Origin of the sequence: Pararhizobium capsulatum DSM 1112, from assembly GCF_030814475.1 — a bacterium.
Classification (GTDB): Bacteria; Pseudomonadota; Alphaproteobacteria; order Rhizobiales; family Rhizobiaceae; genus Pararhizobium; species Pararhizobium capsulatum.
In genome coordinates, this window is sequence record NZ_JAUSVF010000001.1 from 2,481,867 (window position 1) to 2,498,331 (window position 16,465).

General features: G+C 60.0%; 16 protein-coding genes. 4 read left to right on the plus strand and 12 right to left on the minus strand.

Annotated features, from left to right (window positions below; translation table 11 throughout):
* Nucleotides 1–253: 253 nt before the first annotated feature.
* From rpmG to topA, 6 genes are all read right to left on the minus strand, one after another.
* Nucleotides 254–421, minus strand: coding sequence for a 50S ribosomal protein L33 (gene rpmG / locus QO002_RS12150; RefSeq protein WP_307229966.1), 168 nt, complete (start codon nucleotides 419–421; stop codon nucleotides 254–256).
* 91 nt (nucleotides 422–512) lie between these two features.
* The gene (locus QO002_RS12155) at nucleotides 513–1,697 is read right to left on the minus strand and encodes an MFS transporter (protein ID WP_307229968.1); all 1,185 of its coding nucleotides are present in this window, start codon (nucleotides 1,695–1,697) and stop codon (nucleotides 513–515) included.
* A gap of 13 nt (nucleotides 1,698–1,710) precedes the next feature.
* Nucleotides 1,711–2,334 (minus strand): NUDIX hydrolase, encoded by a 624-nt coding sequence (locus QO002_RS12160; protein WP_307233334.1) that lies wholly within the window; start codon nucleotides 2,332–2,334, stop codon nucleotides 1,711–1,713.
* A gap of 80 nt (nucleotides 2,335–2,414) precedes the next feature.
* Complete coding sequence (locus tag QO002_RS12165) at nucleotides 2,415–2,879, minus strand: DUF983 domain-containing protein (RefSeq protein WP_307229970.1); 465 nt, start codon at nucleotides 2,877–2,879, stop codon at nucleotides 2,415–2,417.
* An 80-nt stretch (nucleotides 2,880–2,959) separates the two neighbouring features.
* Nucleotides 2,960–5,335, minus strand: coding sequence for a ribonuclease R (gene rnr / locus QO002_RS12170; RefSeq protein ID WP_307229972.1), 2,376 nt, complete (start codon nucleotides 5,333–5,335; stop codon nucleotides 2,960–2,962).
* A 2-nt stretch (nucleotides 5,336–5,337) separates the two neighbouring features.
* Nucleotides 5,338–8,022: a type I DNA topoisomerase gene (gene topA, locus QO002_RS12175; protein WP_307229974.1), complete on the minus strand. Its 2,685-nt coding sequence runs from the start codon at nucleotides 8,020–8,022 to the stop codon at nucleotides 5,338–5,340.
* A gap of 300 nt (nucleotides 8,023–8,322) precedes the next feature.
* Here topA and QO002_RS12180 point away from each other — a divergent pair, with 300 nt between their 5' ends.
* The gene (locus tag QO002_RS12180; RefSeq protein WP_307229977.1) at nucleotides 8,323–8,577 is read left to right on the plus strand and encodes a hypothetical protein; all 255 of its coding nucleotides are present in this window, start codon (nucleotides 8,323–8,325) and stop codon (nucleotides 8,575–8,577) included.
* Here the strand turns inward: QO002_RS12180 and dprA are convergent.
* Genes dprA through QO002_RS12200 form a run of 4 tightly spaced genes read right to left on the minus strand, consistent with a single transcriptional unit; the run spans nucleotide 8,512 to nucleotide 12,549 of the window.
* Entirely contained in the window at nucleotides 8,512–9,660 is a 1,149-nt protein-coding gene (gene dprA, locus QO002_RS12185; RefSeq protein WP_307229979.1) for a DNA-processing protein DprA, read from the minus strand. The two genes, QO002_RS12180 and dprA, sit on opposite strands and share 66 nt — an antisense overlap.
* A 7-nt stretch (nucleotides 9,661–9,667) precedes the next feature.
* Nucleotides 9,668–10,282, minus strand: a complete 615-nt coding sequence (gene plsY, locus QO002_RS12190) for a glycerol-3-phosphate 1-O-acyltransferase PlsY (RefSeq protein WP_307229982.1) — start codon at nucleotides 10,280–10,282, stop codon at nucleotides 9,668–9,670.
* Between the two features lie 21 nt (nucleotides 10,283–10,303).
* On the minus strand, nucleotides 10,304–11,593 hold the full coding sequence (locus tag QO002_RS12195) for a dihydroorotase (protein WP_307229985.1): 1,290 nt from the start codon (nucleotides 11,591–11,593) through the stop codon (nucleotides 10,304–10,306).
* On the minus strand, nucleotides 11,590–12,549 hold the full coding sequence (locus QO002_RS12200; RefSeq protein WP_307229987.1) for an aspartate carbamoyltransferase catalytic subunit: 960 nt from the start codon (nucleotides 12,547–12,549) through the stop codon (nucleotides 11,590–11,592). Before QO002_RS12200 ends, QO002_RS12195 begins: the two co-directional genes overlap by 4 nt.
* 235 nt (nucleotides 12,550–12,784) lie before the next feature.
* Between QO002_RS12200 and QO002_RS12205 the strand changes: the two genes are divergently transcribed.
* Nucleotides 12,785–14,434 carry an acyl-CoA dehydrogenase family protein gene (locus tag QO002_RS12205; protein ID WP_307229990.1) on the plus strand — a complete coding sequence of 550 codons (1,650 nt, stop codon included), beginning with the start codon at nucleotides 12,785–12,787 and terminating at the stop codon, nucleotides 14,432–14,434.
* Here the strand turns inward: QO002_RS12205 and QO002_RS12210 are convergent.
* On the minus strand, nucleotides 14,416–15,351 hold the full coding sequence (locus QO002_RS12210) for an AEC family transporter (RefSeq protein WP_307229992.1): 936 nt from the start codon (nucleotides 15,349–15,351) through the stop codon (nucleotides 14,416–14,418). The genes QO002_RS12205 and QO002_RS12210 overlap by 19 nt on opposite strands.
* Before the next feature lie 173 nt (nucleotides 15,352–15,524).
* On the opposite strand from QO002_RS12210, the gene QO002_RS12215 reads away from it, so the two are divergent.
* Nucleotides 15,525–15,692, plus strand: coding sequence for a hypothetical protein (locus QO002_RS12215; protein WP_307229993.1), 168 nt, complete (start codon nucleotides 15,525–15,527; stop codon nucleotides 15,690–15,692).
* Nucleotides 15,689–16,030, plus strand: a complete 342-nt coding sequence (locus QO002_RS12220; RefSeq protein WP_307229995.1) for a DUF6105 family protein — start codon at nucleotides 15,689–15,691, stop codon at nucleotides 16,028–16,030. Before QO002_RS12215 ends, QO002_RS12220 begins: the two co-directional genes overlap by 4 nt.
* On the opposite strand, the gene ruvX is transcribed toward QO002_RS12220, so the two are convergent.
* Complete coding sequence (gene ruvX, locus QO002_RS12225) at nucleotides 15,970–16,461, minus strand: Holliday junction resolvase RuvX (RefSeq protein ID WP_307229998.1); 492 nt, start codon at nucleotides 16,459–16,461, stop codon at nucleotides 15,970–15,972. The two genes, QO002_RS12220 and ruvX, sit on opposite strands and share 61 nt — an antisense overlap.
* Between the last annotated feature and the right edge of the window lie 4 nt (nucleotides 16,462–16,465).

Here is a 16,465-nt window from a genome sequence, read left to right on the forward strand (position 1 = left end):
CTCCACTGGCGCATGCGGCAGAAAATAGAAAGTATGTCGCGCAAAAGTGTGTGCGGTTTTGTGATAACGACATGCGCACAAACAAAGCGCCGAAGCGTGGGAAGCGAATCTGGAAGATCGCGACACGCTTTGGCCAATAAAAAAGGCGCCTGTGGCTTCGCAGCCGGCGCCTTTTTGGTGCCGTGGTTCCGTCTCGCAGAACCACGTTGATTGCCGCAACGATCTGTTGGATCGCGTGCGGCGCATCAAGATCTTACTTGATCTTGGTTTCCTTGAATTCGACGTGCTTGCGAACGACCGGGTCGTACTTGGTCTTGCTCATCTTGTCGGTCTTCGTGCGGCTGTTCTTGGTGGTTACGTAGAAGAAACCGGTGTCGGCCGTCGACAGCAGCTTGATCTTGATTTTTGCAGCTTTCGCCATGGTCGTCCTGCCTTTTAAAAAAACAAAGCCGGGAAGGTCCGTTATGGGGCCCGGCAAACTTGGCGCGAAACTACAAATCGCGCCCGAAAAGTCAAGTCCGTTTTGGGTTTAAAACGATTCTGACGATGGAGAGTATAACATAAAGCCCGAAGAAACCGGCGATTGCCCAGGCAAAACCGTGGTTTCCTGTGACATCCATCGCTGCTCCGATCGCTTGCGGGCCGGCGACGGTTCCCACGGCATAGGAGAAGATGAAGGCTGCATTGGCGGCTGCGAGGTCAGCGCCATGCAATCGCGAGCCTAGATGGCTCAGGCCCACGGTGTAGAGCCCTGATACGCAGCCACCCCAGAAGAGGAGGACGACCGCCATCAGAATCCAGCTTTCGCTCAGGATCGGCAGACAGAGGGCGCCTGCAAGACCGATGAGTGTAAGCAAGGCCAGAAGGTTTCGGCGGTCCTTGATATGATCCGAGAGCATGCCCAGCGGAATCTGGAAGATAAAATTGCCGATCCCCATCACCGTCAACAGCAGGGCTGCCTGCGATTCGGTGAAACCGGCACGTGTCCCATAGATCGGGAACAATGATAGGCCACCCGATTCGACGGCACCGAAGATAAACACCGCTGCTGTCGCTGTCGGAACAAGGAAGACGTAGCGCATGAAATGCAGCTCAGGCTTCTCATCGAGAGCCGGACTTTCGTCACGGGCGAGGTAGATGGGGATCGCGGCCAGGAGGATAACGCCGGCGCCAACTGCGAAGGGAAGAATGCCTTCGCTCCCCAGGATCGAAAACAACAGCGGACCGGTGGCAAAGCCGAGCGACAGAACTGTCCCGTATATACCCAGCACAAGCCCGCGACGGGACGGTGGTGCCGTTGCGTTGATCCAGAACTCGGAGAGCACGAACAGCACGGTGATGGCGCCATGGAAAACGACACGCAGCGGAAACCACAGCCAGAAATTCGTGATGTAGTAGAAACCGAGTGCGCTCACGGACGCAAAGGCTACGGCCCACAGCATCGTGCTGGCAACGCCGAACCTGTGGGCAAGTTTCGTGGTGACAGGTGCTGCCGCCATCGAAGCCAAACCCGCCATGGCAGAGTTCAGGCCGATCAGGGTCGGCGAAATACCCCGCTTTTCCATGATGATGCTGAGCAGCGGCAGACCAAGGCCGATAGCGATACCGACAGCCGTGATGGCCGCAATCGCTGCGATCAGCGAGGGCCAGTGGATTTCCTCAACCGGCGCTGACGTGCCGGACGGCGGCTGTGACATGCAGGCGGTATCCTTAGAAAAGGTCGCGAACAAATTGTCCGCGTCGGGTATGGAAGAATGGCACCGGTCGATCGAAGGCAAGCGAGGTGTCCGCTTCGAGCGCCGATCTCAGCTCGCCCAGGATGATCTCGGTGATATCGGGTACCTGCACCACTGAAACGTCATCGACATCGATCCAGCGCAAATCCTCAAGCTCCTGACTGTCGCGGACGGCGGCGGGATCGATCTCCGCTTCATCCGCAAACAGGGCGAAGAAGTGGGTATCGAACCGTCGCGCCAATCCTGGCGGTGTAATGGCCCGGGCGATATAGCGCAAGTTTGTGAGATCGGGAAGAAAGGCGAGGGGGCAATGGCTGGCTTCCACCGGCTTGCCCACGGCCACGTGGGCCTCTTCATGCAATTCTCGCAGCGCGGCCATCGCAATGGCCCGCAGGCGCGCAGGCGAACTCTGTCCTCCTGTCGCGGTCATCAGACGCTGCTGCACGGCGGAATGCAGTTCTCCCGCCCAGGGAAGCCGGTGGTCGCCGGGGTCTCGACGTCCGCCCGGAAAGACATGAAGATCGGGCATGAACACATGCGCATTGCTGCGCTTGCCCATCAGCACGCGTATCGGGCCTTGAGAGCGGTCCAGAAGCATCAGTGAAGCTGCTGCACGCGGTCTCAGCGCACGCGGCCGCGTGGCACCCGGCTCTGTTTGACCTGGCACGGCGGCCTTCGTCACGCAGAGGTATCCCGCGCAGCAGGAAGAACATCTTCCGGGCTATCGTCGTGGTCGCCGAAACCATGCATGCGCAACGCCCATTGCAGGCCGATCACCCCGCCCTTGACGGGCTGCAGCAGCGCCAGAGATCCTGCGATGGTAATCGGGACCCAGATTGCCAGATGCGCCCAGTTCGAGAGCGTCAGCATCATCTCTGTCGCCATGAAGCCGCCGAGAACAAGATGACCCATGATCGTCACGACTATATAGGGTGGAAAATCGTCGGCGCGATGGTGATCGAGCCGTTCGCCGCAGGCAGAGCAGTTATCGACAGCCTTCAGGAATTTGCCGAACAACTTGCCGCTGCCGCAGGCGGGGCAGGTGTTGAAAATACCGCGCCTGATCGCGCGGCCGACAGGACGCTCAACCTCTTGGCTCTGCTCGAAACGAACTGTCTCTTGGGTGTTGCCAGTTGCCTGCATCGGTCAATCCTTTACGTTGGACGCAGCCTATGGTGCCCTTGCGCGCTTTGAACGACGCCGACGCCAAAGGCTCCATCCGTCTATCGTTTGCCGCGCACAGGTCGCGTTCCCGGTTGCTTGCGAGCACCTGCCCGGTCCCGGCGCCCCGATTTGTGGAACGAGCGCGTTGCCGTCGGCATCTTTCGCCCTTCGCTAACCATTTCGAAACGCAAGGCCCCGGCAAGCGGAACCGCTTCCACCAGCTTCACTCTTACATCATCACCAAGACGATAGCCGAGCCCGGTTTTTTCACCCGAAAGGGCCTGATGCGCCTCGTCATAGATGAAATAGTCGCGCCCGAGCGTAGATATAGGCACGAAACCATCGGCACCATAGGTTGGTAGGGTGACAAAAAGTCCCGCCTTCGTCACGCCGGAGACACGCCCATCGAATTCCTCATTGACCCGGCCGCTGAGATGATGGGCGATTAGCCGATCGACCGTATCGCGCTCGGCGGCCATTGCCCGGCGTTCGAAGGTCGAAATTTCAGCGGCGATATCGTTCATCACGCCTTCTTCGGCTGGCGTCAGGCCGCCGTCACCAAGTTTCAGCGAAGACACCAAGGCGCGATGCACTATCAGGTCGGCATAACGACGGATTGGTGAGGTGAAGTGAGCGTACTTCATCAGGTTCAGGCCGAAATGCCCGATGTTTTCCGGGCTGTAAACGGCCTGGCTCTGCGAGCGCAGCACCATCTCGTTGACCATCGTCGCGAACGGCTTGCCCTCTGCCTTCGACAGGATACCGTTGAAATGATTGGAGCGGATGCTGCCGCCCTTGACCAGGGAAAGATCGAGTGTGACCAGGAATTCGCGGAGCGTTTCCTGCTTGGCGAGAGACGGTGCGTCATGCACCCGGTAGATCAGTGACTGGCGCTTGAGTTCAAGCGTTTCAGCGGCCGCAACGTTCGCCTGGATCATCATCTCCTCGATAAGCTTGTGGGCATCGAGGCGGTCGGGAACGAACACGCGGTCAACCGTGCCGTCCGCATTCAGAATGATCTTGCGTTCCGGCATGTTGAGTTCGAGCGGTTGGCGCCGGTCGCGTCCACGCGTAAGGACGGCATAGGCGTTCCAGAGCGGCTTCAGGACGGGCTCGAGCAGCGGCCCCGTCTTGTCGTCCGGATTGCCGTCGATCGCAGCCTGGGCTTGGCTGTAGGAGAGTTTGGCGGCACTGCGCATCATGATACGATGGAAGGTGTGGCCAGCCTTGCGGCCTTCCTTCGAGAAACGCATGCGCACGGCAAGCGCCGGGCGGTCGACATTCTCCTTGAGTGAGCAAAGTTCGTTGGAGATGCGCTCCGGCAGCATAGGTACGACCCGGTCCGGGAAATAAACCGAGTTACCGCGCTTGAGCGCCTCCTGGTCGAGTGCCGATTTCGGTCGCACATACCACGACACATCAGCGATCGCGACGGTGACGATCACGCCATCCGGGTTGTCCGGTGACGGGTCCGGCTCAGCATGCACGGCGTCGTCATGGTCCTTGGCGTCGGCAGGGTCGATGGTGATCAGCGGCAGACTGCGCCAATCTTCGCGATGGTCCATTGTTGCCGGGCCGGCGGCGTCGGCTTCGCGGATCACGCTTTCGGGGAAGATGTAGGGAATGCCGTGGGCGTGAATCGCGATCATCGAGATCGCCTTCTCGCTGGCAACCGAACCGACGACGGCTTTCACGCGCGCCCGCGGCAAGCCGAAGCGACCGATACGCGCGACTTCGACCTCGACCAGATCGCCATCCTTGGCATCGGCCAATCCGTCCGTCTCGACCTGCAGCTCCTCGCCACGCTTGTCGATCGGCATGATCCGCGCGACACCATCCGGCAGGAGACGAACAACACCCATGGCGGCATTGTTGTTGCGGCGCCTGTCGAGAACCTTGATTATACGCGCGGTATAGGCCGGCCCGCCGCGATCCTTGGCCGGGAATATCTTGGCCAATACCCGATCGCCGAGCCCGCCGACAGGCATCTTGCCCTTGGCCTTGCTGACGGTCGACTGGCGGATCGAGACGGCGGGCGCAACACCGGCATCTTCCGGCCATTCGGCCGGCCGGCCGATCAGTTCGCCGTCCTTATCACGGGTGGTGATATCAAGAACCGTAACGGGCGGCAGAGCGCCGGGGCGCACCAGCGAGTTGCGCTTCTTCTCGACATATCCATCCTGCTCAAGCTCGCGCAGTAGGGCCTTCAGTTCTATACGGTGCTCACCTTTCAGCCCGAAGGCCTTTGCGATTTCCCGCTTGGAAGCCCGATCCGGATTTTCGGCGATGAAGTTCATCAGCACATCACGCGGCGGAACCGCGCCATGGATGATGGCAGCGGTGTCTTTCGGTGCGGTGGACAGCTTGGCGGCACGGCCGAGCCGAACCGTCGATTTGACCGGTCGTTCGGTTCGATCGCGTGGTGGTCGTGTCACAATCAGCCCTTCTTGGCCTTTGCCGCTGTTTTCGTCTTGGCCGTGGCAGCTATTGCCTTGGGCTTGGCGGCCGCCTTGGCTTTTTCCGGCTTGTCCGTCTTTGCTGCGGCCGTCTTGGTGGCCTTCGGCTTGGCTGCAGCCTTGGCCTTGGGTGCCTTTGCTCCACTCTTTTCAGCGCGTTCGGCAAGAAGCGGAATGGCTTCTTCCAGCGTCACTGACAGGGGCTCCTTGCCCTTTGGCAATGTGGCGTTGATCTTGCCCCAGTTGACGTAGGGACCGTAGCGTCCATCGCGAACAGTGACTGCGCCGCCCTGCGGATGATCACCCAATTCCTTGAGTGCTGCCTGGGCTGCACCACGGCCAGCGCCTGCTTTGGACTGCTTGTCGGCCAGCACGGAGACCGCGCGGTTCAGGCCGATCGAGAACACATCCTCGATGCTTTCCAGATTGGCGTACTTCCCATCGCTGAGAATGAACGGTCCATAACGTCCAAGGCCGGAAGAGATCATCTTGCCGGTTTCAGGATGCGCGCCGATATCGCGTGGCAACGAAAGCAGCGCAACCGCCTTCTCATGATCGATCGTAGCCGGCGTCCAGCCCTTCGGCAGGCTGGAGCGCTTGGCTTCCTTGCCGTCGCCGCGCTGCACGTAAGGCCCGAAACGGCCGCTGCGCAGAGTGATTTCCTCGCCGGTATGCGGGTCCTTGCCAAGTGCCTGCGGTTCGTTGACCGCAGACGCCTCGTCGCCGTTGCTCTCAGACGACAGCTGGCGGGTGAAGTTGCATTCCGGATAATTGGAGCAGCCGACAAAGGCTCCGTACTTGCCAAGCTTCAGCGACAGCTTGCCTGTGCCGCAGACCTGGCAGATACGTGGATCACTGCCGTCTTCGCGCTTCGGGAAAACCAGCGGCGCCAGCTCTTCGTTGAGCGCGTCGAGAACGTTGGTAACCCGCAGTTCCTTGGTGTCTTCGATCTGCGCGAAGAAGTCTTTCCAGAAGTCCCGCAGAACGTCCTTCCAGTTGAGTTCGCCGGCGGAAATCTGGTCGAGTTTCTCCTCAAGCGACGCCGTGAAATCGTATTCGACGTAGCGCGAGAAGAAGCTTTCGAGGAAGGCAGTCACAAGACGACCCTTGGCCTCCGGGATCAGCTTGCGCTTGTCGATGATAACATATTCGCGGTCACGTAGCGTCGCGAGCGTTGCGGCATAGGTGGAAGGACGGCCGATGCCGAGCTCTTCCATCTTCTTGATCAGGCTTGCTTCCGAATAACGCGGCGGCGGTTCGGTGAAATGCTGGCTGGCATTGATCTTTTCCTTGGCCAGCTTTTCGCGAGCATTGATTTCGGGCAGGCGACCTTCGTCGTCCCCGTCGTCACTCTGCTCCCCGTCTTCCTTTTGGTCGGTATAGGCGGCAATGAAGCCGTCGAACCGGATAACGGAGCCAACCGCACGCAGGCCCGCTTGTGCCCCGCCGTTGTCAGCCAGAATTTCGACGGTCGTGCGCTCAATCTCGGCCGAGGCCATCTGGCTCGCGATGCCGCGCTTCCAGACCAGGTCGTAGAGGCGCAACTGGTCCGCATCCAGAACCCGCTTCAGCTGGTCCGGGGTGCGGTTGAAGTCGGTTGGGCGGATCGCCTCGTGCGCTTCTTGTGCGTTCTTTGCCTTGGTTGAATAAAGACGCGCCTTTTCCGGTACATAGCGTGCGCCAAACTGGCTGCCGATCGACTCGCGGGCAGCGTCAATCGCCTCAGCTGCCATCTGGACGCCGTCGGTACGCATATAGGTGATCAGGCCAACGGTTTCGCCGCCGAGATCAATACCTTCGTAAAGCTTCTGCGCGACCTGCATGGTGCGCGACGCAGAAAACCCAAGCTTGGAGGAGGCGGCCTGCTGCAGCGTCGAGGTCGTGAACGGCGGCGAGGGGTTGCGCTTGACGGGCTTGGCTTCGACGCTGTCGACGACATAGCTTGCGCCTTCGAGCAACGACTTGAGCCGGCCTGCGTCTTCGCCATTGCCCACAGAGCGCGGTTGCAGACGCTTTCCATCTGCCGATACAAGCCGCGCCTCGAACTCATCTCCACGCGGCGTCTTCAGGAGCGCCGAGATGTTCCAGTATTCTTCGGAAACAAAGCGTTCGATTTCGCCTTCCCGATCGCAGACGAGACGCAACGCAACGGACTGGACCCGGCCCGCCGAACGCGCGCCCGGCAGTTTGCGCCACAGAACAGGTGAGAGGTTGAAGCCGACGAGATAGTCGAGTGCGCGGCGGGCGAGATAGGCGTCCACCAGCGGAATATCGATATCGCGCGGATTGGCCATCGCGTCGAGCACGGCCTTTTTGGTAATCGCGTTGAAAACGACGCGTTGCACCGGCTTGTCGCCGATCAGCTTCTTCTTTCTCAGAAGATCGAGCACATGCCACGAAATCGCTTCTCCTTCGCGATCCGGGTCGGTCGCGAGGATCAGGCCGTCAGAGGCCTTAAGGGCTGCGCCGATGTCGTTTACCCGTTTCGCCGAAGCACTGTCGACTTCCCACAGCATGGCGAAGTCATCGTCGGGCAAGACGGAACCATCCTTTGCGGGGAGGTCGCGCACATGGCCGAAGGACGCCAGAACCTTATATCCAGGACCCAGATACTTGTTGATGGTCTTTGCCTTGGCGGGCGATTCGACGACGACGACATTGGTCATATTCTTAGAGCAACCGTTTGTATGCGCGCTGCAGCGGGATTGCGCGCCTTGAAATATAGCAGCCCCGACATGGACAGGGATTCGTCCGGGGTCAAGTGCCGGAGGTGAAATTAGCGAAACACAACGATATGCAACCTATACGCTATTACGTTAATATTGCAATTATAGATATTTGAGATATCGTTCTCGAAGTGTAACGAGTCAGGAATAAATTGGCTAGGATAGAGGCGTCTCAGGACCAGGTCCTAGTCGCCGATCAAGCTGCTGGTCCTTGACCACTGGAGAAAGAGTACGTCAGGCATGGCGACGGCGTTCCCATCAGAAAAGGGCAGAAGCCCGCAAGATCAATCGGCAGATATCATCGGCTACGTGCGTCACATGTTGGGGGAGCTGCGCACTATGGCGGCCAGCCAGCGCGAAGAGCTTCTGGTTTATCTCATCGAGATGGCGGCCGTGGAAGCAGGCGACATCGTTTCACGCAACACGTCATCATACAGAGAGGTCAATGGAAACAAGGCCGCCGGAATGGCGGTGAAGGCGACCGGCAAGATCTAGTTCCAGCAAAACCAGATAAACCATCGCGGCCGGCATGCCGGTATGGCGGATGATGTCATCGACCTCGACGGGTGTCGGACCGAGGGAATCGACGATAAGGCAGCGGTCGTTCTCGTTCGGCGGCATCATGTCCGCGGCAGTGGGCGATTCGGGTTCGTCGACTTGCTTCGGTGTGAAGAGATCCAAGCGGCTGATGGGGGCGAGAGCCTCCAATATGTCGCCAGCCTCCGTCGTAAGCGTGGCGCCCTCTTTTATTAGATAATTGGTACCATAGCAGCGCGGATCGAGCGGCGACCCCGGGACGGCAAAGACGATCCGACCGAAGTCGGCCGCATAGCGTGCCGTGATCAGGGAGCCTGAGCGCTGGGCCGCTTCGACGACGAGCAAGCCGAGCGCCACACCCGCGATGAGCCGGTTTCTGCGCGGAAAGTCCCGTGCCCGTGGCTCCCAACCAAACGGCATTTCGGTAATGGCAAGGCCGTTGCCGCCGGTTATTTCCTCCAGAAGCTTGATGTTTTCTGGCGGATAGGGGCGGTCCAGTCCCCCAGCGAGAACGGCGATTGTGCCCGTTTCGAGGCTGGCGCGATGGGCAGCAGTGTCGATGCCGCGCGCCAGACCCGAGATGATCGCATATCCAGCCTTGCCAACATCCCTTGCCATCATGGCGGCAAACTTGGTGCCGCAGATCGAAGCGTTGCGCGAACCGACAATACCGAGCGCAGGGAGGGTTCCTGTTTGTGGGCGGCCTTTTGCGGCGATCAGCGGTGGAGCGCCGTCGATCTGTCGTAAAGCCGGGGGATAGTCGGGTTCGCCGATGCCGATGAAGCATGCGCCCAATCGTGCTGCTGCCTGCAATTCCCGCTCCGCTTCGGCGACAGTCGCCACGCGGATCGCGCGCGCCGATCCACCTCGTCGTGAAAGTTCAGGTAGCATCTCCAGAGCCGCTTCGGCGGATCCGAAATGATTGATCAATCCACGAAAGGTTGCAGGTCCCACATTGTCGCTGCGGATCAGGCGCAACCATGCCAGTCTCTGTCTTTCCGTCAGCGCAATTCCTGTTTGTCCTGCGCCAACATCTGACATTCGTGCCCTATCCCTTGTCCCCGATCCGGCTTTCAGTCCCCGCAAGCAGACGCTGGATGTTGGCCCGATGCTTGAGCCAGGTAATCACAGTCATCAGCGTAAAGAGTACAGCCGGCTTCCCGTCGTCCATGGCGAACAATACAATCGGAATGGCCAAAGTTGCAACCAGAGCGGACAGAGATGAATAACGCGTCAACTTGGCAATGCCGAGCCATATGGCGGCAAAGACGAGAACCATAAGCGGGGCTACCCCGAGAAGGACGCCGATATAGGTCGCGATGCCCTTTCCGCCCTTGAAGCCGAGCCATACGGGAAAGAGGTGGCCGATAAAGGCGGCAAAACCTGCGGCAAGCGCGGCGTCCAGACCCCAATGGCCGGCGACAACCACTGCAACAGTGCCCTTGAGGGCGTCAAGCAGCAGGGTCGCGGCGGCAAGCTTCTTGTTGCCTGTTCTAAGGACGTTGGTGGCACCAATATTCCCTGAGCCGATCTTGCGCACATCTCCGAGCCCGGCCATGCGGGTGAGGATGAGCCCGAAGGGGATGGAACCGAGCAGGTAACCAAAGAGAAGGCAGGCGGCCGTCGCCGCTGGAGCCAGTTGCCAGACGTAGTTTTCCACCATTCCCTCCCGCCGTCGCGCGCCTTACAGGGCGTGGACCAATTTTCCCGCAACATAGGTTTGAACCACCCGGCCGGTAAAGCGGGCATTTTCGAATGGCGTGTTCTTCGAGCGCGAAACGATCGCGTCCTTGGATAGAATCCAGGGCTCTTCCAGATCGATGAGAGCGATATCGGCCTTCGCACCCGGTTTCAGCGTGCCGGCCTCCAGCCCGAAGATCGCGGCGGGACGGGTGGAGAGCGCATCGATGAGGCGCATGAGCGGCACTGAGCCATCATGGTAAAGGCGCAGCGCTGCAGCGAGAAGAGTTTCCAGACCAATCGCACCATCGGCCGCATCGGCGAAAGGCAGGCGCTTGGTATCAACATCCTGAGGGTCATGGGAGGAGACGACGATGTCGATCGTGCCTTTCGCAAGTGCCTCCACCATCTTCACCCGGTCGTCCTCGCTGCGCAGTGGCGGCGAGAGCTTGAAGAACGTACGGTATTCACCGATATCGTTTTCGTTCAGTGTCAGATTGTTGATCGAAACGCCGCAGGTGACATTGGCTCCGCGCTTGCGGGCAACTTCGATCGCTTCGGCCGATTCAGGCACCGAGAGCTGGGCGGCATGGTATGCCCCTTTGGTAAGACCGGCGACGCGCAGATCACGTTCGAGCGGAATGATTTCCGCTTCGCGTGGAATGCCGGAAAGGCCAAGCCAGCTGGCGAGCAGCCCCTCGTTCATAACTCCGCCGGCACCCAGATACTTGTCGCGGGTCTCAAGAGCGACAACGGCGCCGAATTCCCGGGCATAGGTCATGGCCCGGCGAAGGATGAGCGTATCGTGCAGTGGACGGCGTCCATTCGTGAAGCAGACGGCGCCGGCTTCGCGCAGCAGGCCGAATTCGGTCATTTCGGTCCCTGCGAGTCCTTTCGTCAGGGCTGCAGCGGGGTAGACGTTGACGATCGCCTTGTCGCGGGCATTCTTTTGCATAAACTCGACAAGGGCGATGTCATCGATCACCGGGTCCGTATCCGGCATGGCGATAAAGGAGGTAACGCCGCCAACGGCTGCTGCGCGTGACGCCGATTCGATGGTCTCGCGATGCTCTGCACCGGGCTCTCCGACGAAAACTCGGGCATCGACCAAACCGGGAACGGCAACAAGACCGTTGCAATCTTTGACTTCAGTGGCTTCCGGCGTCCCCTGGTTGTTGGCGTCCTTACCGGCGGCGACGATAACGCCATCCTTGACGATGACGGCGCCGATCTCATCGACATTGCGGGACGGGTCGATGATGCGGACGTTGGTGAGAACGATGGACTGACTCATGTGCGCGGCACTCCATTTTCGGAAAGTCCGGGATTTTGTGAAAGAAGCAGCGTCTCCATCACGGCCATCCGGACTGCGACGCCCATTTCCACCTGTTGTTCGATGACGCTCTGTGGGCCGTCGGCAATCTCCGAGGCGATTTCGACGCCGCGGTTCATCGGGCCGGGATGCATGACAAGTGCATCTTCCTTGGCAGCTTTCAGTTTCTCGGCATCGAGGCCGTAATAACGAAAATACTCGCGCACCGAGGGCACGAAAGCCCCGGCCATGCGCTCGCGCTGCAGGCGTAACATCATCACGACGTCAGCGCCCTTCAGGCCTTCCTCCATGGAGTGGTAGACCTCGGCTCCCATGTCGGCGATGCCGGAGGGGAGCAGGGTTGCCGGTGCGACCACGCGCACCCGTGCGCCCATCTGGTTGAGGAGCAGGATATTGGAGCGGGCGACACGCGAATGCAGCACGTCGCCGCAGATCGCGACGATGATGCGCGACAGCTTGCCCTTGGCGCGGCGGATGGTGAGCGCGTCGAGCAGTGCCTGGGTCGGATGCTCATGCTGCCCGTCACCGGCATTGACCACAGAGCAGGAAACCTTCTGGGCAAGCAGCGCAGCAGCACCTGCCGAAGAGTGGCGAACGACCAACACGTCCGGATGCATGGCGTTAAGCGTCATCGCCGTATCGATCAGCGTCTCGCCCTTTTTGACCGAAGAATTGCCGACGGACATGTTCATGACATCGGCGCCAAGCCGTTTACCGGCGAGTTCGAACGAGGATTGCGTCCGTGTCGATGCTTCGAAGAACAGGTTGATCTGGGTGAGACCACGCAACGTGGAGGTCTTTTTCTCCCGCTGGCGTGAAATCTTGACGGCTTCGTCGGCGCGGTCGAGAAGGAGCGTGATATCTTGCTCCGTCAGGCCCTTGATGCCCAGCAGGTGCCGATGCGGAAAGAAATCCATGTGGATCCGCCTCATTATATATGAAGATGCTGGGTCTATAATGGCTGTGTCCCGGAGCAGCAAGGCGCCAAGCGGATAATCGACTGCCATTCCCCGCTTTTGTCATGCTTTGGTGACGCTCCCGTCACGCTGTTGTCGCAGGCCTGGCACGGTGCTTCGCAAATAGTTGCGGGAAGGGCTGATATCGCTGTGCGATCCTGTTTCTAACCTCTGGAAGTTGCGTTAGAACCGCCGCATGACCCTGAACCGGACCGAACAAAAACTCGCCGAACTGAACCAGCCGAAACTCTGGTCCGGTATCAATGCCTTTCGCTCCGATCCGCTGGCGGTCGATGTCGCCTCCGCGATGCCGCGTCCGCTGCGTGACGAATTCGAGGCGATCGGTCGCTACGTGACGTCGCCGGAGGCGCAGGATCTTGCGCGCATGGCCAATGAGGGCGTGCCGAAACTCAGGACCCATGGGCCGCGCGGAGAGCGTCTGGACGCCGTGGAATTCCACCCGGCGTGGCATGCGTTGATGCGCCGCTCGATGACATCGGGTCTGCATGCTTCCGCCTGGGAAAACGTTGCCGATGAGCAGGGACGCTCCCACAAGGCGCGCGCTATCCGTTTCTATCTCACCGCCCAGCTCGAATGCGGTCATCTTTGCCCCTTGACGATGACCAGCGCGTCAGTCGCCGCTATCACGGCTTCACCCGCGGTCCAGAAGGAGTGGGCGCCCAAAATCCTGTCGCGGAAGTATGATTCGTCGAACCGCCCCTGGATGCAGAAATCGTCCGTGACGATCGGCATGGGCATGACCGAGAAGCAGGGCGGCACGGATGTTCGTGCCAACACCTCGACTGCCGAGCGGGTGGGCGAGGGCATCTATCGCCTTGCCGGCCACAAATGGTTCATGTCCGCGCCGATGAGCGACGCCTTTGTCATGCTTGCGCAGACCCGTGATGGTTTGGGATGTTTCCTGGTGCCGCGGCTGCTTGAAGATGGATCCGCCAACGGCCTTCGTTTTCAGCGACTCAAGGACAAGCTCGGCAATCGCTCCAATGCCTCATCCGAGGTCGAGTTTTCGGATACGTTCGGCTTCCTGCTTGGTACGCCGGATGCCGGCATCCGCACTATTCTCGATATGGTGACTTTGACGCGGTTGGACTGCGCGTTGGCATCTGCCGGAATGATGCGTGCTTCCCTCGCTGAAGCCGTGCATCATTGCCGAGGCCGCAAGGTTTCGGGCAAGGCGTTGATCGCCCAGCCGATGATGACCCGCGTGCTGGCCGACATGGCGCTCGACGTCGCTGCCGCGACAGCTTTGTCTTTCCGACTTGCCGAAGCCTTCGACCGCGCGCGCGATAGCGCCGAGGACGCCGCTTATGCCCGCATCATGACGCCGGTCGCGAAATACTGGGTCTGCAAAATTGCACCCGGCCTGATCTATGAGGCCATGGAGTGCCTGGGTGGCAGCGGTTATGTCGAAGAGCGCCCTATTGCTCGTCACTATCGCGAAGCGCCGGTCAATGCGATCTGGGAAGGCTCCGGCAATGTCATGGCGCTCGACGTGCTTCGGGTCCTGACACGCGGCAAGGAGCTCTTCGATCTTCTCTTCCAGGTCATCAGCCGTGACCTTGGTCCTGCAGCCAAGAAGACGGTGGATGTCCTGAAAGCTGCAATGTCGCTCTGCGAACGGGACGAGGGCGCCGCCCGGATGTTGGTCGAGCAATTGGCTCTGGCGGCAGCGGCGGCTGAACTCTACCGGATGGGGGCAGGGCGCATTGCCGATGCCTTCCTCGAATCACGGCTGGCAGGCGGCTGGCGCTCGACTTACGGCATGCTCGATTCGCGTTTCGATTCGGCCTATGTCGTGGATCTGCTCTATCCGCCGGCAACGTAATCAGCGATTACCAGCACCAGCGGTATCGTGAAAAACGATACGACCGTCTGTATCGTGGCGACTGCCGCGTAAAGTGGCGCATCGCCACCCATTTGCTTGGCCAGAAGATACCCGTTCATGGCAGTGGGAACGGAAGCCCCCAGAGCGATCACCGATAGGCTGGGTCCACGCATTCCAAGTAGATAGCTTGCCGAAACCATGAAGATCGGCATGGCGATCAGTTTCAGGAAGACGGCGATGACTGCCACAGGGCGCGGCTTGAGCGCATCGGAAACCTTCAGCCCGGCACCAACCATGACGAGCCCGAGGCTGAGCGATGCGGCGGCCAGCATCTCGATTGCAGTCATGACAGGTGCATAGACCGCGCCGCCGAAGAGATTGAGGACGATACCGGCAACCGAGGCCACGATCAGCGGATTGGTGATGATCTTGATCGTGAAAAAGCGAAGGCCTCGCGGTCCACCGTTGAACCAGACGAGAACGCCGACATTGTAGAGGTTGATCGGAATGATGATCAGCGTCATCACCAATGCCGTCAGTGTCAGGCCGATCGGCCCATAGAGCTTTTGCGCGATGGCCAGCGCCATGAAGCCGTTCCAGCGCGTTGCCGTCTGAAAGACGGAGGTGAAGGTGGCGGCACTGACGCCCCGTTGGCGCATGATCGGCCAGAGACCGAGGAGGCACGCCGACATCAGCGTGATGCTGCCTATCGTCGCCACGGCTGTCGAATCGGTGCGCATTCCGGAAAAATCCGCGGTCGCCAATGTGGAAAAAAGTAGTGCGGGGAAGAGGACGAAATATCCCAGCTGTTCGAGGCCTTCCCAGAGGCTGAGATCGATTCGCCGGTAGCGCTTCAGGCAGACCCCGAGAAAGACGAGAAGAAAGATGGGCAGGATGCTTTCGAAGATAACGGTCATGGAATGCCTGGGCGAGAAGGGAAGCCAGCAATAGCCCCGTACACGCACGGCGGCAATCGCCGCACCCTCACGAAAATTAACCTTAACAAATGGTTTACGTTGCGTGGTCCGGGTTAACGGGCAAGAGTGCTCCCACTTGCAATGTTAACTGTAATGGCAATGGAGCAGGTTCCGTGCGAACTGGCTTGACGATCATCATGATGATGTTTTTTGCGGGCCTTGCGCTCGATCTGACCGTGCCGGCCATCATTCTCGGCGGCGCCATGCTGCTCGATGTGGCCGGGCGCTCCATGGCACGCGGTTATCGACCCCAATTCCCTCATATGGAGAGAACCGCATGAAGTGGCTTCTGATCCTCTGGGCTGCTCCCGTCACGATCCTGACGGGCTGGTACAGCCTTTCCTATTACGACATGAGCTTCGGCATCTTCATGCTGACGCGCCGGGCGCACGATCTGGTGTTTAATATCTACGGCCATGTGCTGGGTATTCCGCCGGAAACCATTCCGCCGCTGGTGGCACGCGCAATCGCCGTTGACAGTCTGGTGGTTTTTGCCATCATCGGCTGGCGCAAGCGGCGGGAAATCCGCGCATGGTATCAGCGCCGTTACGGTGCCGCTCAGTCGTCTGCGCCGGAAGCCGTTCTGGCCAGCGACGCGAGCCTGTCCAGCGCGCCCTGAAGAATGAAGGATGCGGCCGCCGAATCGATGCGTTGGGCGCGCTTGCGACGTGAAACGTCCATCTCGATAAGTACTCGTTCGGCCGCAACCGTCGAGAGCCGCTCGTCCCAATAGGCGAACGGCACATCTGTTTTTGGCGCCATGTTGCGCACAAAGGCGCGCGTCGCCTGGGCGCGGGGGCCTTCCGAGCCGTCCATGTTGATCGGCAAACCGATGACGAGAGCGGCGATCTTCTCCTTTTCGACAACGGCCAGCAGCGCCTGGGCATCGATGCCGAACTTGACGCGCTTGATCATCTCGCGCGGCGTGGCAAAACGCCGGCCGAGGTCGGAGACGGAAATGCCGATCGTCTTGGTGCCGAGATCGAGCCCGGCAATCGCCTGTCCGGGGGCGAGCTGGGCGGCGAGGTCTTCGATGGTCAGAACAGCCATTTGA